Source organism: Variovorax sp. 350MFTsu5.1 (assembly GCF_048302515.1).
Lineage (GTDB): Bacteria > Pseudomonadota > Gammaproteobacteria > Burkholderiales > Burkholderiaceae_C > Variovorax > Variovorax guangxiensis.
In genome coordinates this window covers 2,349,796-2,367,186 of the sequence record NZ_CP157620.1, presented here as the reverse complement: position 1 = coordinate 2,367,186, position 17,391 = coordinate 2,349,796, and the positions used below count along the sequence as shown (strand labels likewise).

General features: G+C 68.1%; 20 protein-coding genes. 8 read left to right on the top strand and 12 right to left on the bottom strand.

All coding sequences use genetic code 11. The annotated features are described in order from the left end of the window. Positions 1-200 precede the first annotated feature (200 nt). The 3 genes from ABL843_RS10540 to ABL843_RS10530 form a co-directional block, all read right to left on the bottom strand. Positions 201-1,109, bottom strand: coding sequence for a DUF808 domain-containing protein (locus ABL843_RS10540; RefSeq protein ID WP_184636222.1), 909 nt, complete (start codon positions 1,107-1,109; stop codon positions 201-203). A gap of 91 nt (positions 1,110-1,200) precedes the next feature. Further along, entirely contained in the window at positions 1,201-1,893 is a 693-nt protein-coding gene (locus ABL843_RS10535; RefSeq protein WP_418119816.1) for a PepSY-associated TM helix domain-containing protein, read from the bottom strand. Positions 1,894-1,908: 15 nt separating this feature from the next. Further along, positions 1,909-2,427, bottom strand: coding sequence for a GNAT family N-acetyltransferase (locus ABL843_RS10530; RefSeq protein ID WP_126024170.1), 519 nt, complete (start codon positions 2,425-2,427; stop codon positions 1,909-1,911). A gap of 87 nt (positions 2,428-2,514) precedes the next feature. On the opposite strand from ABL843_RS10530, the gene ABL843_RS10525 reads away from it, so the two are divergent. The 3 genes from ABL843_RS10525 to ABL843_RS10515 are packed head-to-tail and all read left to right on the top strand — an operon-like array spanning position 2,515 to position 3,223. Continuing rightward, complete coding sequence (locus ABL843_RS10525; RefSeq protein ID WP_165909684.1) at positions 2,515-2,664, top strand: hypothetical protein; 150 nt, start codon at positions 2,515-2,517, stop codon at positions 2,662-2,664. Next, the gene (locus ABL843_RS10520; protein WP_418119815.1) at positions 2,664-2,939 is read left to right on the top strand and encodes a VF530 family DNA-binding protein; all 276 of its coding nucleotides are present in this window, start codon (positions 2,664-2,666) and stop codon (positions 2,937-2,939) included. Before ABL843_RS10525 ends, ABL843_RS10520 begins: the two co-directional genes overlap by 1 nt. After that, positions 2,936-3,223, top strand: coding sequence for a 2Fe-2S iron-sulfur cluster-binding protein (locus ABL843_RS10515; protein WP_126024168.1), 288 nt, complete (start codon positions 2,936-2,938; stop codon positions 3,221-3,223). Before ABL843_RS10520 ends, ABL843_RS10515 begins: the two co-directional genes overlap by 4 nt. Here ABL843_RS10515 and ABL843_RS10510 read toward each other — a convergent pair. After that, on the bottom strand, positions 3,220-4,536 hold the full coding sequence (locus ABL843_RS10510) for an MFS transporter (RefSeq protein ID WP_418119814.1): 1,317 nt from the start codon (positions 4,534-4,536) through the stop codon (positions 3,220-3,222). The two genes, ABL843_RS10515 and ABL843_RS10510, sit on opposite strands and share 4 nt — an antisense overlap. Positions 4,537-4,623: 87 nt before the next feature. Here ABL843_RS10510 and ABL843_RS10505 point away from each other — a divergent pair, with 87 nt between their 5' ends. Next, on the top strand, positions 4,624-5,274 hold the full coding sequence (locus ABL843_RS10505) for an RluA family pseudouridine synthase (RefSeq protein WP_369658800.1): 651 nt from the start codon (positions 4,624-4,626) through the stop codon (positions 5,272-5,274). 16 nt (positions 5,275-5,290) lie between these two features. Here the strand turns inward: ABL843_RS10505 and ABL843_RS10500 are convergent, their stop codons facing one another. From ABL843_RS10500 to egtB, 5 genes are all read right to left on the bottom strand, one after another. After that, entirely contained in the window at positions 5,291-5,731 is a 441-nt protein-coding gene (locus ABL843_RS10500) for a universal stress protein (protein ID WP_007833935.1), read from the bottom strand. A 130-nt stretch (positions 5,732-5,861) separates the two neighbouring features. Then, a complete protein-coding gene (locus ABL843_RS10495) occupies positions 5,862-6,617 on the bottom strand; it encodes a 2OG-Fe dioxygenase family protein (protein WP_418119813.1) in 756 nt (251 codons plus the stop codon). After that, entirely contained in the window at positions 6,614-6,898 is a 285-nt protein-coding gene (locus ABL843_RS10490; RefSeq protein WP_126024165.1) for a DUF427 domain-containing protein, read from the bottom strand. Before ABL843_RS10490 ends, ABL843_RS10495 begins: the two co-directional genes overlap by 4 nt. Before the next feature lie 783 nt (positions 6,899-7,681). Further along, positions 7,682-8,578, bottom strand: coding sequence for an L-histidine N(alpha)-methyltransferase (egtD, locus tag ABL843_RS10485; RefSeq protein ID WP_240650767.1), 897 nt, complete (start codon positions 8,576-8,578; stop codon positions 7,682-7,684). A gap of 131 nt (positions 8,579-8,709) precedes the next feature. After that, on the bottom strand, positions 8,710-9,969 hold the full coding sequence (egtB, locus tag ABL843_RS10480; RefSeq protein WP_184636212.1) for an ergothioneine biosynthesis protein EgtB: 1,260 nt from the start codon (positions 9,967-9,969) through the stop codon (positions 8,710-8,712). Between the two features lie 167 nt (positions 9,970-10,136). Between egtB and ABL843_RS10475 the strand changes: the two genes are divergently transcribed. Together ABL843_RS10475 and ABL843_RS10470 are read left to right on the top strand one after the other, a co-directional pair. Continuing rightward, positions 10,137-11,483: an NAD(P)/FAD-dependent oxidoreductase gene (locus ABL843_RS10475; RefSeq protein ID WP_184636210.1), complete on the top strand. Its 1,347-nt coding sequence runs from the start codon at positions 10,137-10,139 to the stop codon at positions 11,481-11,483. 11 nt (positions 11,484-11,494) lie between these two features. Further along, positions 11,495-11,743: a hypothetical protein gene (locus tag ABL843_RS10470; protein ID WP_418119812.1), complete on the top strand. Its 249-nt coding sequence runs from the start codon at positions 11,495-11,497 to the stop codon at positions 11,741-11,743. A 22-nt stretch (positions 11,744-11,765) separates the two neighbouring features. On the opposite strand, the gene ABL843_RS10465 is transcribed toward ABL843_RS10470, so the two are convergent. Further along, complete coding sequence (locus ABL843_RS10465) at positions 11,766-13,709, bottom strand: PhoX family protein (protein WP_418119811.1); 1,944 nt, start codon at positions 13,707-13,709, stop codon at positions 11,766-11,768. Between the two features lie 96 nt (positions 13,710-13,805). Further along, positions 13,806-14,360, bottom strand: coding sequence for a thermonuclease family protein (locus ABL843_RS10460; RefSeq protein ID WP_418119810.1), 555 nt, complete (start codon positions 14,358-14,360; stop codon positions 13,806-13,808). 141 nt (positions 14,361-14,501) lie between these two features. Between ABL843_RS10460 and ABL843_RS10455 the strand changes: the two genes are divergently transcribed. Beyond that, on the top strand, positions 14,502-14,984 hold the full coding sequence (locus ABL843_RS10455) for a tetratricopeptide repeat protein (RefSeq protein WP_418119809.1): 483 nt from the start codon (positions 14,502-14,504) through the stop codon (positions 14,982-14,984). Positions 14,985-15,002: 18 nt separating this feature from the next. On the opposite strand, the gene ABL843_RS10450 is transcribed toward ABL843_RS10455, so the two are convergent. After that, positions 15,003-16,700, bottom strand: coding sequence for a long-chain fatty acid--CoA ligase (locus ABL843_RS10450; protein ID WP_418119808.1), 1,698 nt, complete (start codon positions 16,698-16,700; stop codon positions 15,003-15,005). A gap of 226 nt (positions 16,701-16,926) precedes the next feature. Between ABL843_RS10450 and ABL843_RS10445 the strand changes: the two genes are divergently transcribed. After that, the gene (locus ABL843_RS10445; protein WP_184636200.1) at positions 16,927-17,367 is read left to right on the top strand and encodes an OsmC family protein; all 441 of its coding nucleotides are present in this window, start codon (positions 16,927-16,929) and stop codon (positions 17,365-17,367) included. Positions 17,368-17,391 lie beyond the last annotated feature (24 nt).

Here is a 17,391-nt window from a genome sequence, read left to right as displayed (position 1 = left end):
TAGCGCGGGCTCCGGGTCAGGCCCCGCTAGTTTTGCGAATGGGCCCGCAGCCGTATCTGCAAGGCTCGGAACAGGTCGGATGAGGCGCAACGCGCCTGCAATACGCAGTTGGCGAAGGCCACAGAACGCCCCCGGTGCAGCAGCGGCCATCCGCCGAAGCTCAACAGCCCCTCACACCAACAACCGGCAGCCGGACCGCGTCAGGCCTTCTTGCCCCGCATCTTGCCGACCAGCTCCACCACGCCCAGCACGATGGCGCCGGCCACCAGGCCCACGCCGGCATTCACGCCCATGGAGCCCAGCGTGCCGAACACGCCGCCGGTGGCCTTGGCCCAGTCCTCGACTGCATGGCCCAGCGCCGGTACGCCGTGCACCAGGATGCCGCCGCCCACGAGGAACATCGCGGCCGTGCCGGCCACCGACAGCGCCTTCATGAGCCACGGCGCCGCCGCCAGGATGCCCCGGCCCAGGGCCTGGGCGCCCGCGCTCGCGCGCTGGCTCAGGTAGAGGCCCGCGTCGTCCAGTTTCACGATGCCGGCCACCAGGCCGTAGACGCCGATGGTCATGATGAGCGCGATGCCCACCAGCACGCTCAGCTGGGTGGTGAAGGGCTGGCCCTGCACGGTGCCCAGCGTGATGGCGATGATTTCCGCAGAGAGGATGAAGTCGGTGCGCACCGCGCCCTTGATCTTGTCCTTTTCCATCGCGACCACGTCGATCGAGGCATCGGCCATGGCCTTCTCGTGGCGCTGCGTGTCGGTGTCGTGTTCGTCCTTGTGCAGGAACTTGTGCGCCAGTTTTTCCGCGCCTTCGAAGCAGAGGAAAGCGCCGCCGATCATCAGCAGCGGCGTCACCAGCCAGGGCAGCCAGGTGCCGATGGCCAGGGCGGCCGGCACGAGGATGGCCTTGTTGACGAAGGAGCCCTTGCACACGGCCCACACCACCGGGATCTCGCGCTCGGCCTTCACTCCGGTGACCTGCTGCGCGTTGAGCGCGAGGTCGTCGCCCAGGACGCCGGCCGTCTTTTTGGCGGCTACTTTGGTGAGGACCGATACGTCGTCGAGAACGGTCGCGATGTCGTCGAGCAGCAGGAGCAGGCTGGAGGCCATGGGCAGGATTCGGGCTGAAAAGGAAGCGGCGAGCTTATCCGCAGCCGGGTTGCGCCCCGGCAATACCCGTACGCCGGCGCCTCCCGGGCCCTCAGAGCGCGCTCAGCGCAATGGCCAGCACGGCCGCCAGCGAGGCGCCGAAGAGCGCCAGGCCGACGCGGCGGCGCCGGTGCGTGAGCATCCACAGCACCACGCCCGAGATCGACAGGAAGATCAGGCTGCCGGCGAGCGTATCGACCAGCAGGATCCAGGGCAGCGGCATGGCGCCGCCCTTGTGCATGTTGGTGAGCGTGGCGACGAAGCCGTTGCGCGTGGTGGTCACGCCCACCGAGCGGTTGCCCTGCCAGTATTCGGCCTGGACGATCTCGTTGGGGCCGCCGAAGTTGAAGATCCAGTGCGCCGGCTGCGTGAGCGCAGGGGCGCTCTTGTCGCTCTTGTCGGCCCACGCGACGGGCTTGGCAGCCTCGACGCGGCTGGAGTTCGGCGGGCCGCTCATGCGCAGCGCCTCCTGCAGCCAGCGGCTCATGGCCTCGGGCGTTTCCGGCACCGGGTCGGGCAGCGCCAGCTGGGCACGGCTGCGCTCCTGGGCCTGCGGCAGCTTCAGCACGTTGCGGTGGTTGAGCCAGATGCCGCTGAAGCCGAACAGCAGCCCCAGCACCGCGCCCCACAGGCCGAACCAGCCATGGGTGCGGCGGATCCACTGCACGGCGGCCGTGCGGCGCTGGTGCGAGCGCACGCGCGCGGCATGGCCGAGGGAGGAAGAACTGCTGCCGGCGGCGTCCATGTGGCGGTCGCCGGCTCAGGCCACGTTGCGCTTGAGGCGGATTTCCTCGATGCGCACGGTGCCGATGGCGGTGGTCTTGGCGGTCTTCATCTCGCGCTTGAAGCCCGCGAGCTCGTGGAAGCGCATGGCGCGGTCGTTGCGAATGGGCACCCAGATGGTGACCGTGGTGCAGCCCTCTTCCTCCAGGCCTTCGCGGGCGGCGTCCCACAGGGCCACGCCGGCGCCCTTGCCCCAGTGCTCGGGCTTGACGTAGATGGCCCAGATCTCGCCGGTGGTCGGCGGCGTCTTGGGGTCGCGCGAGCGGTCGAAGCCCACGAAGCCGACGACCTCGCTGCCTTGCACCACCACGTGCACCTGGGGTTCGCTGTATTCGATGGCCTCGCGCCACTTGGCTTCGCGCGAGGCCGGGGCCAGCGCGCGCAGTTCTTCCTCGGGAAGGATGCCTTCGTAGGCGGCCTTGACGGAGAGTGCGTGGATTTCTGCGACGGCCTTGGCGTCGCGCAGGGTCGCGGGGCGAACTTCGTAATCTGACATGGATGCGGGAAATCGGATGGAACCGGCTATTGTCGCCGCACCGCTAAACTGCTGGCCGCATACGTCGCAACTACAGGAGAAACCGACATGGCCAAGGGTCAGCAACGCAGCAACAAGGAAGCGAAGAAGCCGAAGAAGGACACCTCGCCGCCCAAGCCTGTGAGCACTGGCGGCATCGAGCCGGTCCGCACCATCACGACCGAAGTGATCCCCCGCGGCAAGCTCAAGAACAAGTGATGAGCGAAGCGCCAGCGCCCGCCCCCAGGCCCCAGCCGCGCAATCCGCTGCACGGGGTCACGCTGGAGGCCATCGTCACGGCGCTGGCCGGCCACTACGGGTGGAAGCGCCTGAGCGAGCTCGTTCCCATCCGCTGCTTCACGCTCGACCCGAGCGTGAGCTCCAGCCTCAAGTTCCTGCGCAAGACGCCGTGGGCGCGCGAGAAGGTCGAGAGCCTGTATCTCTTCATGCTGCGCGAGCAACGCCGCGAGCAGCAACAGCAACAGCAACCATGAAGGTCCGGATCGAGCCTTCGGGCCTCGACTTCGAGACCGACGCCGAAACCACCCTGCTGAAGGCCGCCGAGGCCGCCGGCATCGAGCTGCCGAGCTCGTGCCGCAACGGCACCTGCCGCACCTGCATCTGCCTGCGGCTCGCGGGTGAAACCCGCCACATCATCGAATGGCCAGGCCTGAGCGCCGAGGAAAAGGCCGAGGGCTGGATCCTGCCCTGCGTGGCACAGGCGCTGGGCGACGTCACGCTCGAAGTGCCGGGCGCGCGCTCCCTGTTTGCCGACTAGGCGGCCGGCGGCCTGACCGAAGGCGCCGCCACCACCAGCCGGTCGCGCTGCGCCAGCGACGGAAACAGCTTGAACCAGGTCAGCGCGACCAGCATGGTGCCCACGCCGCCCACCACCACCGAGCCGACCGGCCCCAGCAGCGCCGCCGTGGCGCCCGACTCGAACTCGCCGAGCTGGTTGCTCGCGCCGATGAAGATCGAGTTGACCGCGCTCACCCGCCCGCGCATGGCGTCGGGCGTTTCCAGCTGCACCAGTGTCTGGCGGATCACCACGTTGACCATGTCTGCGCCGCCCGAGACCGCCAGCGCGATCAGCGAGACGACGAAGCTCTTCGAAATGCCGAACACCACCATGCACAGCCCGAAGAGCCCGATGGCCAGCAGCAGCGTGCGCCCGATGTGGCGCTCCACCGGCCGGCGCGTGAGCGCGATGGACATCACCAGCGCGCCCACCGCCGGTGCGCTGCGCAGCAGGCCCAGGCCCCAGGGACCGGTGTGCAGGATGTCCTTGGCATAGATCGGCAGCAGCGCCACCGCGCCGCCCAGCAGCACCGCGAACAGGTCGAGCGAGACGGCGCCGAGCACGGGCTTGCGCTTCCAGATGAAATCGACGCCCGCGAACACGGTGGACAGCGTCACCGGCTCGCGCGCGGCCGGCGTGTAGGCATAACGCAGACGCAGCACCAGCGCGCAGGCGACACCGAAGAAGGCCACGCTGGCGCCATACACCACCGCCATGCCCGCCACGAACAGCAGGCCGCCAAGGGCCGGCCCGCCGATGATCGCGCCCTGCATGCCCGCCGAGCTGAAGGCCATTGCGCGCGCCAGCATGGTGGGCGGCACCAGCAGCGGCGTCAGCGCCTGCTGCGCCGGCATCTGGAAGGCCCGCACCGCGCCCAGCACCAGAGAAAGGCCCAGCAGCAGGCCGCGCGTGTCGTACTTCTCGAGCACCGCCAGCAGCAGCACCAGTGCCACCAGCCCCTGCACCGCGAAGCAGGCCGCCACGATGCGCCCGCGATGGTGACGGTCGACGATGTGCCCGGCCAGCAGCGCCAGCAGCAGCGCGGGCACGAACTGGTAGAGGCCGACCAGGCCCAGGTCCCAGGCGCTGCCGGTGAGCTCGTACATGTGCCAGCCGATGGCCACCAGCAACATCTGCGAGGCCGCCGTGCCGAAGAGGCGCGCCGTCCACATCTGCATGAAGGGGCGCTCGCGCGTCAGGTCGGAGAAGCTGGGGGGAGAAACCGCTGCGGCCGTCGATGTGGCTTGGGCGTCGGGGGAAGAGGAAGCGGAGGCTTGGGCGGGGCCGGACATTCGTCCGAGGATAGCCGAGGCCGGATGAGCGGGGCGTGAGCGTGGGCAAGGGGCCCGGCGCCCCGCTGTCTACACTCTGCGGCTTCCATGACCGCCCCGCCGCCACTGCAACCCGTTCACGAAGACCCGTACCTGCTGGTGCTCGACAAGCCCGCGGGCCTGCTCTGTGTGCCCGGCCGCGGCGAGGACAAGCAGGACTGCCTGAGCGCCCGCGCCATGCGGCAGTGGCCCGACGCGCTGATCGTGCACCGGCTCGACATGGCCACCAGCGGCCTGGTGCTGATGGCGCGCGGCATCGAGATGCAGCGCGCGCTGAGCGCGGCCTTCGCCGACCGCGAGGTACACAAGCGCTACGAAGCCATCGTCGATGGCGCGATGCCGCTGCGCCAGGAGTGGTCGCTGATCGACGCGCCGCTGATGGCCGACTGGCCGCGCCGCCCGCTGCAGAAGATCGATCCGGAGGGCAAGCCCAGCCTCACGCGATGGAAGGCGCTGTCAGTGCTGCCCGGCGAGCCCGCCGCCACACATGTGCTGCTGGAGCCCCTGACGGGCCGTTCGCATCAGCTGCGCGTGCATCTGCTGTCGATCGGACATCCGATCCTGGGAGATGCGCTGTACGGCGACGCCGCACTGCAGGCGCGTGCGGCGCGCCTGCTGCTGCATGCGAGCGAACTGGGATTCGTGCACCCGGTGACGCAGCAGAGCCTTTTCTTCAACCGGCCGCCTGATTGGACGTGACGGGCTGGGCCCTTCCTCAGCCGCCCTTCACCACCAGCACGGGCATGTTCGCGTCCTGGAGCACCCGCTGCGTCACGCTGCCCAGCAGCAGTTTCTCGATGCCGCTGCGGCCGTGCGAGCCCATCACGATCAGGTCTGCCGCGATGGCAATGGCCGTGTCGACGATGCCTTCGTGCACCACGTGGCCGTCGATCACGCGCTGGTCGCTGTGAAGGCCTTCCGCCGCGAGCGCCGCCACGCCGCGTGCGAGGGCGGCATTGGCACTGGCAGTGGCCGCCGCGAGGTATTCGTTCTGGCCGAGCGCGTAGTCCGCGCCCACCCCGATGAAGGGGTAGTTGTCGATCACGTGGATCAGCGTGATGCGGCTACCGAAGGCCAGCGCGAGGCCGCTGGCCTTGCTGACGGCGAGCATGGAAGTTTCGGAGCCGTCGATCGGAACCAGGATGTGATTGAACATGGCGGGACCTCGCTTTCGTTCGCAGACAGACTCGGCCCATACCGGACCGGGGACCCGAATTTAACCGTTGTTGCGCGGAGCAGGCTGTAGGACTCGTGCCAGCAAGGGCAAGCCCCGAGATCGCCCAGCTTCAGTCCCCCTGGAAACCCTCGGCCCGGCAGGTGATCACCAGCGTGTCGCGCCAGCCCTCGCCGCCCTCTTCGAGCGGCTGGATCGGCGTCGACTCGTGGATCACGCGCGCATCGTCGAGCAGCAGAAGCGTCCACGGCTCGGTCATCGTGAAGCGCTCGCCGCGCCTTCCGTTGGCCTCGAACACGCGCGTCTCTCCGCCCTTGATGCCGTGCCGCCCCACGAGCGCGACAGCCACCAGATCCACGCCATCGCGGTGCGCGCCCTCGGGCGTGGGGCGACCGATGCCGCCCGCGGTGTCGATGCGGAACTGGTGCGCTTCCACGTACCAGCGCTGCGCCGCACCGCGCATCTCGCTGCTGGCCTTCCCGAGCTGCTGCAGCAGCCGCTGCCACACCGGCTGCGCGATGGTGGCGTCGAGCATCGGCGCAAACCAGCGCTGCATGCCGCCATGCAGCGCGTTGTATTCCACCGGCTGCCAGTGCGCGCGATGCGGCACCTGGGCGAGCGTGGCGTGCTCGTCGGCTTCAACGGTGAAGCAGGCATGGCGTCGCGTGCGATAGCGGCCGCCGTCCTTCAGGTAGTCGTCAGGCGGAAGATCGTTCCAGTCGGCATGCAGCGCTTCGAGCTGCGCGACCGGGAGACCGAGCCATTCGGCTACGCCTTGGGGGCTCAGCACGGCATAGCCTTGATCGCGCAGCGCGGCGGGCAGCTCGGCCGGCGAGATGAACGGAGGAGTGAAGGCGGCGGTGGTCACTGCGCGCTGACCTTCACGTCCTTCCAGAACGCGACGCGGTCGCGGATCTCTTCGGCTTCGGGCTTCGGATCGGCGTAGTACCAGGCGGCGTCGGTGTTGAGTTCGCCGTTGACCAGCAGCGAGTAGTAGTTCGCTGTGCCCTTCCAGGGGCAGGTGGTCTTGTGATTGCTGAAGGTGACGAAGTCGCGGTTGAGCGAGCTCATCGGGAAATAGTGGTTGCCTTCGACGAGGACTGTGTCGTCGCTTTCGGCGATGGTTACGCCGTTCCAGGTTGCTTTCATGATTTTTGGGGTCTCCAGGGCGGCTGGCTGCCGCTGCGGGGGTATTGTGCCGCTGCTGGGGGTTGGGCTTTTTTGGGGTACCTGTATCTACCCTGTTTGAAGGTTTGTTTTCCGGGGCCGGGTCTCGGCCCGGCGGCCGACCTACTTTTCTTTGCTTCGCCAAAGAAAAGTAGGCAAAAGAAAGGCGACCCTACTGTCTGCGTCCCTTCGCTTCGCTACGGGCAACCTGCGGTGCTCGACGTAGGAGGGGGTCCGCAGAACTCGCTCCACTGCGTTGCGCTCAAACAGCTGCGGCCCTTATCCCTCCTACGTCCGCGCTCCTCGGCGCAGCCAGAAGGGATCTCCACGCGCCATCGCTGCGCTCGGCTTTTGAACAGCCTTGGACTGGCCTTTGCTTCGCTCGGCCGGGGATGCACGTTAAGGAACCGATCTCTGCAGCACTAAGTGCATGCAAGCCGACCGCCCTATACCAAGCACAGCAGGCGCGAAGCGCCTGCTGTGCCTTGGGGGCCGAGCGAAGCAAAGGCCCGGGCATCTCCCCTCCCCTCTGGCTACGCCGAGGAGCGCAGCGTTTCGCGGATCAGGGATCGCAGCTGTCTGAGCGAAGCGAGTTCTGCGAGACCCCGCGAAACGCGAGCACCGCAGGTTGCCCCTTCGCAAAGCGAAGGGGTCGCAGACAGTGGGGTCGCCTTTTCTTTGCCTACTTTCTTTTGGCGAAGCAAAAGAAAGTAGGTCGCCCGCCGGGGCGAGTCCCGGCCTCGGGAAGCAAACAACCCAAAGGACTCAAGCAGCCAACCAGTGCACGCTGAACAGCCTCTCCGGATCAGTCCAAACAGCCCCAGGCCGAAACCCAGCCCTCACAGCCAGCGCCCGAAGCCCCTCAACAGTGAACTTATGCGAGTACTCCGTATGAATAGTCTCGCCTTCCTCAAACCCGAACACCTGCCCATTCAAAGAAACACTCTGAGCCCGCCGGCTCACAAGATGCATCTCGATCCGCTGCCGAGGCGCGTTGTAGAACGCCGCATGCGAGAACCCATCGAGGTCGAAGTCGGCATCCAACTCAGCATTGGCCCGACGCAACAGATTCAGGTTGAACTCCCCCGTAACCCCCTGCGCATCGTTGTAAGCCGCATGCAACCGCCCCGGATCCTTCACCAGATCCACCCCGATCAGCAGCCCGCCTCCACGCAACATCCGCGCAGCCAGCTGCAGAAAAGCCAGCGCCTCGTCGGGCTCGAAGTTCCCGATCGTCGACCCGGGAAAGAATCCAACCCGTCGACCTGAACCAGCCATGGGCGCAGGCAGCACCAGCGGCATCGTGTAGTCGGCCGCGATAGGCTGTACCACCAGCTCCGGATAGTCCGCCTTCAGCCGCTGCGCGGCAGCCTCCAGATACTCCCCCGAGATGTCGATAGGCAGATACCGCTTGGGCGTCTCCAGCGCATCGAGCAGCAGCCGAACCTTGGTCAGCGACCCCGCTCCGAACTCGACGATCTCCGCATTCGGCCCGATCTGCCCCGCAATCTCCCCAGCGCATTCGCCAAGAATGCGCAGCTCCGTACGCGTCGGGTAGTACTCGGGCAGTTCGCAGATGCGGTCGAACAGCTGCGAGCCTGCCGCGTCGTAGAAGAACTTCGGCGAGATGCTGCGCGGCGAACGCGCCAGTCCCGCCTGCATCTCGCGGCCGAACTCGGACAGCGGCGCTGCAGTTGCATCGGCCCGCGACGAAGACGAAGCCGCCGGCTTCTGCCGCGCCTTCGCGGGCACGAAGGATGACAGCGAGGACGAGGAAGTTGGATTGCGCATGATCAAAGGTCTTTCGCGAGCCGCAGCCCCGTGAACTGCCAGCGCGCCGCCGGCGGGAAGAAGTTGCGATAGCTGGGCCGCGCATGCCCGGCCGGCGTGGCGACGCTGCCGCCGCGCAGCACCAGTTGCCCCACCATGAACTTGCCGTTGTATTCGGCGGCGATGCCCGGCAGTGGCCTGAAGCCGGGATACGGGTCGTACGACGACCGCGTCCATTGCCAGACATGTCCGGTCATCTGCGAGATGCCGGGCGCATCGTGCGCCGCCTCCCATTCGAACTCGGTCGGCAGCCGCGCGCCGGCCCATTCGGCGTAGGCGGCGGCTTCATAAAAGCTGAGCTGCGACACCGGCGCGTCGGCCTCCATCGGCCGCACGCCGTGCAGGCCGAACACATGCCAGCCACCTCCAGCCTGGGCCGTGGCGGCACCGGCGAAACGCAACCTCGGATCGTCCTGCGCCAGCCAGTAAGCCGGATGCCGCCAGCCATTGGCCTGCACCGCGGCCCAGCCGTCGGACAGCCACAGGTCGGGCCGCTGGTAGCCGCCGTCGGCGATGAACTGGGCGAAGTCGCCGCAGCTCACCAGTCGGTCGGCAATGGCATAAGGCTGCAGCAGCGCACGGTGGCGCGGCGTTTCGTTGTCGAAGGAGAAGCCGGTGCCGGCGTGCCCCACCTCGGCCACGCCACCGTGCTGCTCGATCCAGCGCATCGCGGGCGGCACCGCGGCAAGGCGCAGCGCGGGGCCGCCGGCGGGCCTGTAGGCGGGCAGCATCGGGTTGCAGGAGAACGCATGCAGGATGTCGGTGAGAAGCAGCTCCTGGTGCTGCTGCTCGTGGTGCAGGCCCAGCGTGACGATGGGCTCGATCACGCTCCAGTCGGGCCCGCCCTCTTCCAGCAGCGCCACCACGGCCTCGTCGACATGGCGGCGGTACTCGTGCACCTCGTCCAGCGACGGCCGCGTGAGCAGGCCGCGCTGCGGGCGCGGATGGCGCGGGCCGAGCGCCTCGTAGTACGAGTTGAAGAGATAGAGAAAGCGCGCGTCGAAGGGCTGGTAGCCGCTGGCGTGCGGCTGCAGCAGCACGCTTTCGAAGAACCAGGTGGTGTGCGCCAGGTGCCACTTGGTGGGGCTGGCATCGGGCATCGACTGGATGCACTGGTCTTCGGCGGACAGCGGGGCGGCAAGCGTCAGGCTGGCTGCGCGCACTTCGCGAAACCTGTCGCGCAGGGCGCCCGCCGCCTGAGTGGTCGGCCGGGAAAGCGTCATGGAGTCTCCAGTCGGGTCAGCCGCAAGTTGTAGCCCATCCGGGTCGCGGCGGCACGTAGGACAAAACGCCGCAGGCCTGCCGCCGCGACTTCGGCAAAGAGCACAAGGGGGAGCCACTGTGGCACAAGACGCCGGGGCGTGCAGGAGGGCTGCGTATCATCCGACGCATGCAAACGACCAACCCATCGGGCAGGCCCAAAGTCGTCATCGTCGGCTGCGGATTCGGCGGACTCGAAGCGGCGCGCAAGCTGCAGAACGCCAATGTCGACGTGACGGTGATCGACAAGACCAACCACCACCTGTTCCAGCCGCTGCTGTACCAGGTGGCGACCGCCGGGCTGGCCGCACCGTCCATCGCGGCGCCGGTGCGCGGGCTGTTCCGCAAGCAGCAGAACATCACGACGCTGCTGGGCGAGGTGAGCGGCATCGATCCGGCCTCGCGGTCGGTGCAGCTGGCCAACGGCGACCGCGTGCCGTACGACCACCTGATCGTCGCCGCCGGCGCCACGCACAGCTACTTCGGGCACGACGAGTGGTCCACCGTGGCGCCCGGGCTGAAGACGCTGGCCGATGCCTTCGAGATCCGCCGCCGCGTGCTGCTGTCCTTCGAGACCGCCGAGATCACCGCCGACCTGGAACGCCGTCGCGCCCTGCTCACCTTCGTGGTGATCGGCGCCGGCCCCACGGGCGTCGAGATGGCGGGCACGCTGGCCGAGATCGCCAAGCACACGCTCTCGGGCGAGTTCCGCCACATCGATCCGGCCAGCGCGCAGGTGCTGCTGGTCGAAGGCGGCCCGCGCGTGCTGCAGGCCATGCCCGAGTCGCTGAGCCAGAAGGCGCTGGAGCAGTTGCAGAAGCTGGGCGTCGAAGTGCGGCTGAACGCGCGGGTGACCTCCATCGACACCACCGGGCTCGAAGTGCAGACTGGCGGCGGCGCGGACGGTGCTCCGGTCGACAGCTACCGAATCGATAGCAGCTGCGTGGTGTGGGCGGCCGGCGTGGCGGCTTCGCCGCTGGGCCGCATGCTCGGCGCGGCCACGGGCGTCGAATGCGACCGCGCGGGCCGCATCAAGGTCGAGCCCGACCTGAGCCTCGCGGGCCACCCCGAGATCAGCGTGGTTGGCGACCTCGCCGCCGCCATGAGCCACGCGCCTGGCAAGCCGCCCAGGCCGGTGCCCGGCGTGTCGCCCGGCGCCAAGCAGGCGGGGCGCGCGGCGGCCGCCAACATCCTGCGCCGCATCGCGGGCCAGCCGACGGTGCCGTTCCGCTATGCCGACTACGGCAACCTTGCGACCATCGGCCGCAACTCGGCGGTGGTCGACCTGGGCACGCCTTTCGGCCCGCTGCGCTTCAGCGGCCGGCTCGCATGGCTGTTCTGGCTGTTCGCGCACGCCTACTTCCTGATCGGCTTTCGCAACCGCGTGGTCGTGATGATGGATTGGGCCAGCGCCTACTGGAGCTTCCAGCGCAACGCGCGCGTGGTGGCCGACGTTCAAGGCAAAAGCGAATCCTGAAAACCAGTTACATGCTCTCGCTCTTCATCTGGATCGCGGCGCATGCGGCCGAAGCGCTGTTCTGCCTCTGGGTGCTGCGCTGGGGCGGCGCCGAGCGGCTCGAAGGCACCTTCGCCTCGGGCTTTTTCTTCAGCAACTTCGCGCCGCGCTGGAGCGCCGAGGGGCTGAAGATGGCGGCGCTGATCCTGCTGCTGTTCTGCGCCGTCAGCTTCGTCGCGGGCCTGTTCGTGCCGGGGCTGCGCTGCTGGGGCAGCTGCTAGCAGCGCCCTGCCCCCCCAAGCCTCAAGTCCCGATCACGCCGCCGTCGTTCTTGGTGATGGCGATGGTCGCCGAGCGCGGCCGGCCCGCGCCGTCGGGCCACTTCGACACGGCGAGCGGGCGGTCGGGGTCGCTGCGCTCGTTGGCCGGTTCGCCCGGATGCTGGATGTTGATGAACAGCGTGCGCAGGTCGGGCGTGGCAGTGAGGCCGGTGATCTCGCAGCCGGCCGGACCGAGCAGGAAGCGGCGGATCTCGCCCTTGGTCGGGTCGCAGGCCAGCATCTGGTTGTTGGGCAGGTTGGCGTATTCGCCCTTGCCCAGCGTGGAGGTCGACACGTCGGTCTCGATCCACAGCACGCCGCGCGCGTCGACCATCAGGCCGTCGGGGCTGCCGAAGGTGTCGCCCCTGATGTTGCCTTGCGCCTCGTAGCGCGTCTGCTTCGGATCGCCCGCGAGCACGAGGTGGTTCCACGTGAACCTGGTGGCGTCGAGGTCGCCGCTTTCCTTCCAGCAGATGATCTGCCCCATCGTGTTGTTGGAGCGCGGGTTGGCCGCGTCCATGAAGGGCTGGCCGGCGGCGCCGCGGTTGCTGTTGTTGGTGAGCGTGCAGTAGACCTCCTTGGTCAGCGGGTCCACCGTGGTCCACTCGGGGCGGTCCATCTTCGTGGCGCCCAGCAGGTCGCTGGCCTGGCGCGCCTTGATGAGCACGTCGCCCTGGGTCGTGAAGCCCTTCTCGGCCACGAGGCCACCCTTGCCTTGCGTGAGCGGCAGCCATTCGCCGGTGCCATCCACGTCGAAGCGGGCCACATACAGCGTGCCGTGGTCGAGCAGGTCGCGGTTGGCGGCCGCGCCGCCGGGCTTGACCGCGTCGCGGCTCACGAACTTGTAGATGTATTCGAAGCGCGAGTCCTCGCCCATGTAGACGACGGCGCGGCCGTCGTTGGTGAGCGCGGTGGCTGCGCCCTCGTGAGCGGCGCGGCCCATCGCGGTGCGCTTGCGCGGCGTGGAGGTGGGGTCCTGCGGGTCGATCTCGACCACCCAGCCGTAGCGGTTCGACTCGTTCGGGTGCTTCGACACGTCGAAGCGCGCCTCGTGCTCGTGCCAGCGGTACTTGGCGCCGTTGCCCTTCTTGATGCCCCAGCGCTTCTGGTGGGCGTCGGGCGTATCGGTGCCCTCGAAGTAGTCGGCGAAGTTCTCTTCGCAGGTGAGGTAGGTACCCCACGGCGTGTGGCCGTTGGAGCAATTGTTGAAGGTGCCCAGCACCTGCGTGCCCGAGGGGTCGGCGGCGGTGCGCAGCATCGCGTGGCCGGCGGCGGGGCCGGTGAGCGTCATCGGGGTGAGCGCGGTGATGCGGCGCGCGAAGCGCGATGGCGCGAGCTGGGTCCACTTGCCGGCGCCGTCGCGCTGCAGCTCGATGACCGACACGCCGTGCGCATTCATCGACTTGCGCACCTTCTCGGGCGTCCAGGTCTTCATGCCGTCAGGGTGAAGCAGGCCATCGTCGACGTATTCGTGGTTCAGCACCAGCAGTCCGCGGTTGGAGCCTTCGATCGGGAAGAAGGCCATGCCGTCGTGATGCATGCCGGCTTGCAGCGCCTGCTCTTCGGCGGTGTTGGAACCGTCGGTCTTGAAGGCGGGCATGGCGCCCGCGATGCCGGTCGGGTCGCCCCAGCGGTAGAGAACCTGGGTGCTGTAGCCCTCGGGCACGACCACGGTGTCGACGGCTGCCATGGGCACGCTCTTGAAGTCGATGGAGCGGCCCAGGCCGCTCACGTTGCCGCCTCCTCCGGTGGTGCCGGTGGTGGCGCATCCGGCCAGAGTGCCGGCCGCCAGCGGGCCGAAGAGCCCGGCCACCGCCGCCGCCATGCCGCCGCGCACGAACACACGCCGGGCCGGGTCGGAAACTTCATGGATCGTGGGGTTGGCGGAGGGATTGGAGTCCTCCATGCGGGCGAAGTCTTTGGCCATGTTGTTGTCGCGGGGGATTGTGGGAACCCGCCATGCTCCGGAGATCCCGTGAATTTGCCGTGACATTGGCAACCTGGGCTCCAGGCACCGGCAGGCTCAGAAAAGGTTTCCCCAATGGCCGCCGCCCCAGTGCGGCCGTGCCTGTTCGTCGCGCTGGTGCTTGCGCCATTCCCATGGCGGCGTCGGCTTCGGGTCGGCCCAGAGGCCGGCGCGGCGCGCCTGAGCGCGCTCCTGGAGCTTGAACAAGCCGCCGCCGCGCTTGGTGGCGAGGCGGTTGTAGTCGTACACCCAGGCCCAGCCCTCGGAGACCATGCGGCTGCCGGCGTCCTCGCCGTTGCAACTCACGTCGGCCACGGTGCGGCCGTAGCGGTCGGTATCGACCTCGGTGATGAGCGCCTGCTCGCCGAAGCAGATGCCGCCGAGCGCCTGCCTGCTGCGCTGGCCGTAGGGCTGGGCCTTCTCGGGCGCGTCGATGGCTGCGATGCGCACCTTCACGCGCTCGTAGGCGCCGATGCGCCCGCAGCGCGCGGTGAGCGTGTCGCCGTCGCTGATGCCTACGACGAGGCAGTTGCGCGGCGCGGCCTGGGAAAGAAGGGGAAAGGCAAGAAGAGCGAGAGCAAGAAGACTGGAAGGCAGCGCGCGAAAGTGCATGAAAAAGCCGGAAGGACCAGGAGATTGGCAGAATGGCCGGTCCGGTCGAGGCTAAGTGATGCGCACGCCGGAAAAGATCGGGACACAGTTTTTTTCTTTCTTGCGTTCTTCCCTGAACGGCGCTTCGAAGGAGACCCGCACATGCAGGAACCCACCCGGGACGACTGGTTTTTCGCGGCCAACGACGCATGGGACGCCGGCGCGCACAAGAAGGCGCTGTCGCTGTTCCTCAAGGCCGCTGCCGCCGGCGAGACGCACGCGCTCAACAGCGTCGGCTACTTCCTCGACCACGGCATCGGCGTGAAGCAGGACAGCGCCGCCGCCCGACTCTGGTATCGCAAGGCGGCCAGGGCAGGCGACATTGCGGGCTGCGCCAACCTGGCCATCTGCTACCGCGACGAAGGCAACTTCCGCTGGGCCCGCTTCTGGTTCGAGCGCGCCTACGCCCAGGGCGACGGCGACGCAGCGCTGGAGCTGGGCCGCCTCTTCCTCTGGGAAGGCCCGCACAGGAACCACCGCAAGGTCGTCGACTACCTGACGAAGGCGACGCTGGCGGCTTCGGTTACGCCCGATGGGAAGAAAGAAGCCGGGAGATTGTTGAAGTCGATGGGGCGCAAGGAGTAGCGCGCCCCCGGCTCCAGCTCACTTCCCCGCGTTCTCATCCTCCTGCAGCAGCCGCCACATCACCTTCCCGCTCCCGCTCTTGGGCAGCGCATCGACGAACTGCACCTTGCGCGGGATCTTGTAGACGGCCATGTTCTCGCGGCACCAGTCGATGATCTGCTGCTCGGTGGTGTCCTTGTGGGTGGGGCGCAGCACCACCACGGCCTTGACGGATTCGCCGCGGTAGTCGTCCCTGGTCGAGATCACGCAGGCTTCCTGGATGGCCGGGTGACGGAACATCAGCAGCTCGACCTCGGCCGGCCACACCTTGAAGCCGCTCGCGTTGATCATGCGTTTCAGGCGGTCGGTGATGAAGAAGTAGCCATCCTCGTCCATGCGGCCCATGTCGCCCGAGCGGAAGAAGCGCTTGCCCTCGAATTCGACGAAAGCTGCCGCAGTGGCATCGGGGCGCTTCCAGTAGCCCTGGAACACCTCTGGCCCGTGGATGATGATCTCGCCCGATTCGCCGATGGGCATTTCCTTCAGCGTGTCGGGGTCGACCACGCGGGCGTCGGTGCTCATGAAAGGGATGCCCAGGCACTGCTGCTTGGGGTGGTCCGACGGGTTGGTGTGCGAGGGCGCCGCGGTCTCGGTGAGGCCGTAGCCCTCCTGGTACTTCAGGCCGTACTGCTCGAACAGGCGTTGCGCCACCGCCTGCGGCATGGCGGCGCCGCCGCCGCCGATGTAGGTCATGCTCGACAGGTCGTAGTTCGCGAAGTTGGGGCTGGCCATCAGGTCGATGACCATGGTCGGGATGTTGGTCCACGCCGTCACCTTCCAGCGCGAGATGAGCCGGCCGGCCACGTCGCGGTCCCAGCGCGGCATGATGATCAGCGTGGCCGCCGCGAGGATGGCGGTGTGCATCATGCTCACCACGCCGGTGATGTGGAACATCGGCACCACCGCGAGCACCACCGTCTCGGAGGTCGAGCAGCCCCACATCTGGCCTGAGACGGCGTTGTGCATCAGGCTGGAGTGGTTGTGGATGCAGCCCTTGGGCAGGCCGGTGGTGCCGCTGGTGTAGGGCAGCAGCGCCATGTCGTTGGCGCCCACCACGTGCTCGGGCGGCGGGTGGCCGGCCTCGAGGGCGTCGGTCCAGGCGACGACCTTGCCGCCATCGAGCGCGGGCAGCGGGTGGCGCGTGGTGAGCCACTCCTTCCAGGCGGGCGCCGGGGCGTCGTCGCCCGAGGCTTCGGCGTCGAAGGCGTCGGTGAACTGGGTCACGATCATGTGGTCCAGCCGCTGCCCGGGCGGCAGCGAGTTGCTGGCCTTGGCCAGCTCGGGCGCCAGGTCGCCGGTGATGAGGGCCACCTTGGCGTCGGGGTCGGTGATGTAGTGCTTGAGCTCCTCGGCCCGGTTCATCGGGTTGACCGGCACCACCACCGCGTTGGCGCGCAGGATCGCGAAATGCGCGATCACCAGTTGCGGGCAGTTCTGCATGTCCAGGATCACGCGGTCGCCGCGCTTCACGCCCAGCGCGTGCAGCGTGCCGGCCAGCTTCTCGGCCTGCGCGGCGAAGTCGCGGTAGCTGGTCACCCGGCCGAAGAACACCAGCGCGGGCTTGTCGGGGTAGCGCGCGGCCGAGGTGGCCAGGTTGTGCCAGAGCGAGGTGGCGGGGACGGTGATCGAATGCGGCAGGCGCTTGGGCCAGAACTTGTGGTGCGGGCGTTGTTCCATGGTTGAAACGGGCGGAAGGAGGAAAGAGGGAAGGAAGGGAAAGCAGCTTTGCGCCAGCCTAAGCCGCCGCGCCCGCCGCTCCCATCGGGGAAGCCCCCGGGGCGTCACCTTGGCGACGCCCATTTTTCTGACGCGGCATGCGACGCGATGTGCGACTACAGACAAGCGCCCCCGCTTCGGCGATACCTGCTGACCCGCAACCCGTCACCGCAATGAAGGAGTCGACATGGCAGCAGACAAGCACGCGAGCGTTCACTGGGAAGGCGCCGGCAAGACCGGCAAGGGCCTGATCAGCACCGAGACCGGCGCCCTGAAGGACTACCCCTACGGCTTCGCCAGCCGCTTCGAGGACGACAAGCGCGGCACCAACCCCGAGGAGATCGTCGGCGCGGCCCATGCTGCCTGCCTGACGATGGCTTTCGCGTTCGCGCTGGAACGAGAAGGCCTGACAGCCACGAAGATCGACACCCGGGCCGCCGTGCGCCTGGCCAAGGATGGCGCGGGCTTCAAGATCGACCGCATCCAGCTCGAACTCGACGCCAGCGTGCCGAACCTCGACGAGGCGAAGTTCCAGGAGATCGCGGCCGCCGCCAAGGCCGGATGCCCGCTGTCGAAGGCGCTGGCGAGCGTGCCCGAGATCACGCTGAAGGCGACGCTGGCCGGCTGAGCGGGCTGCCTATGATCGTCTCCT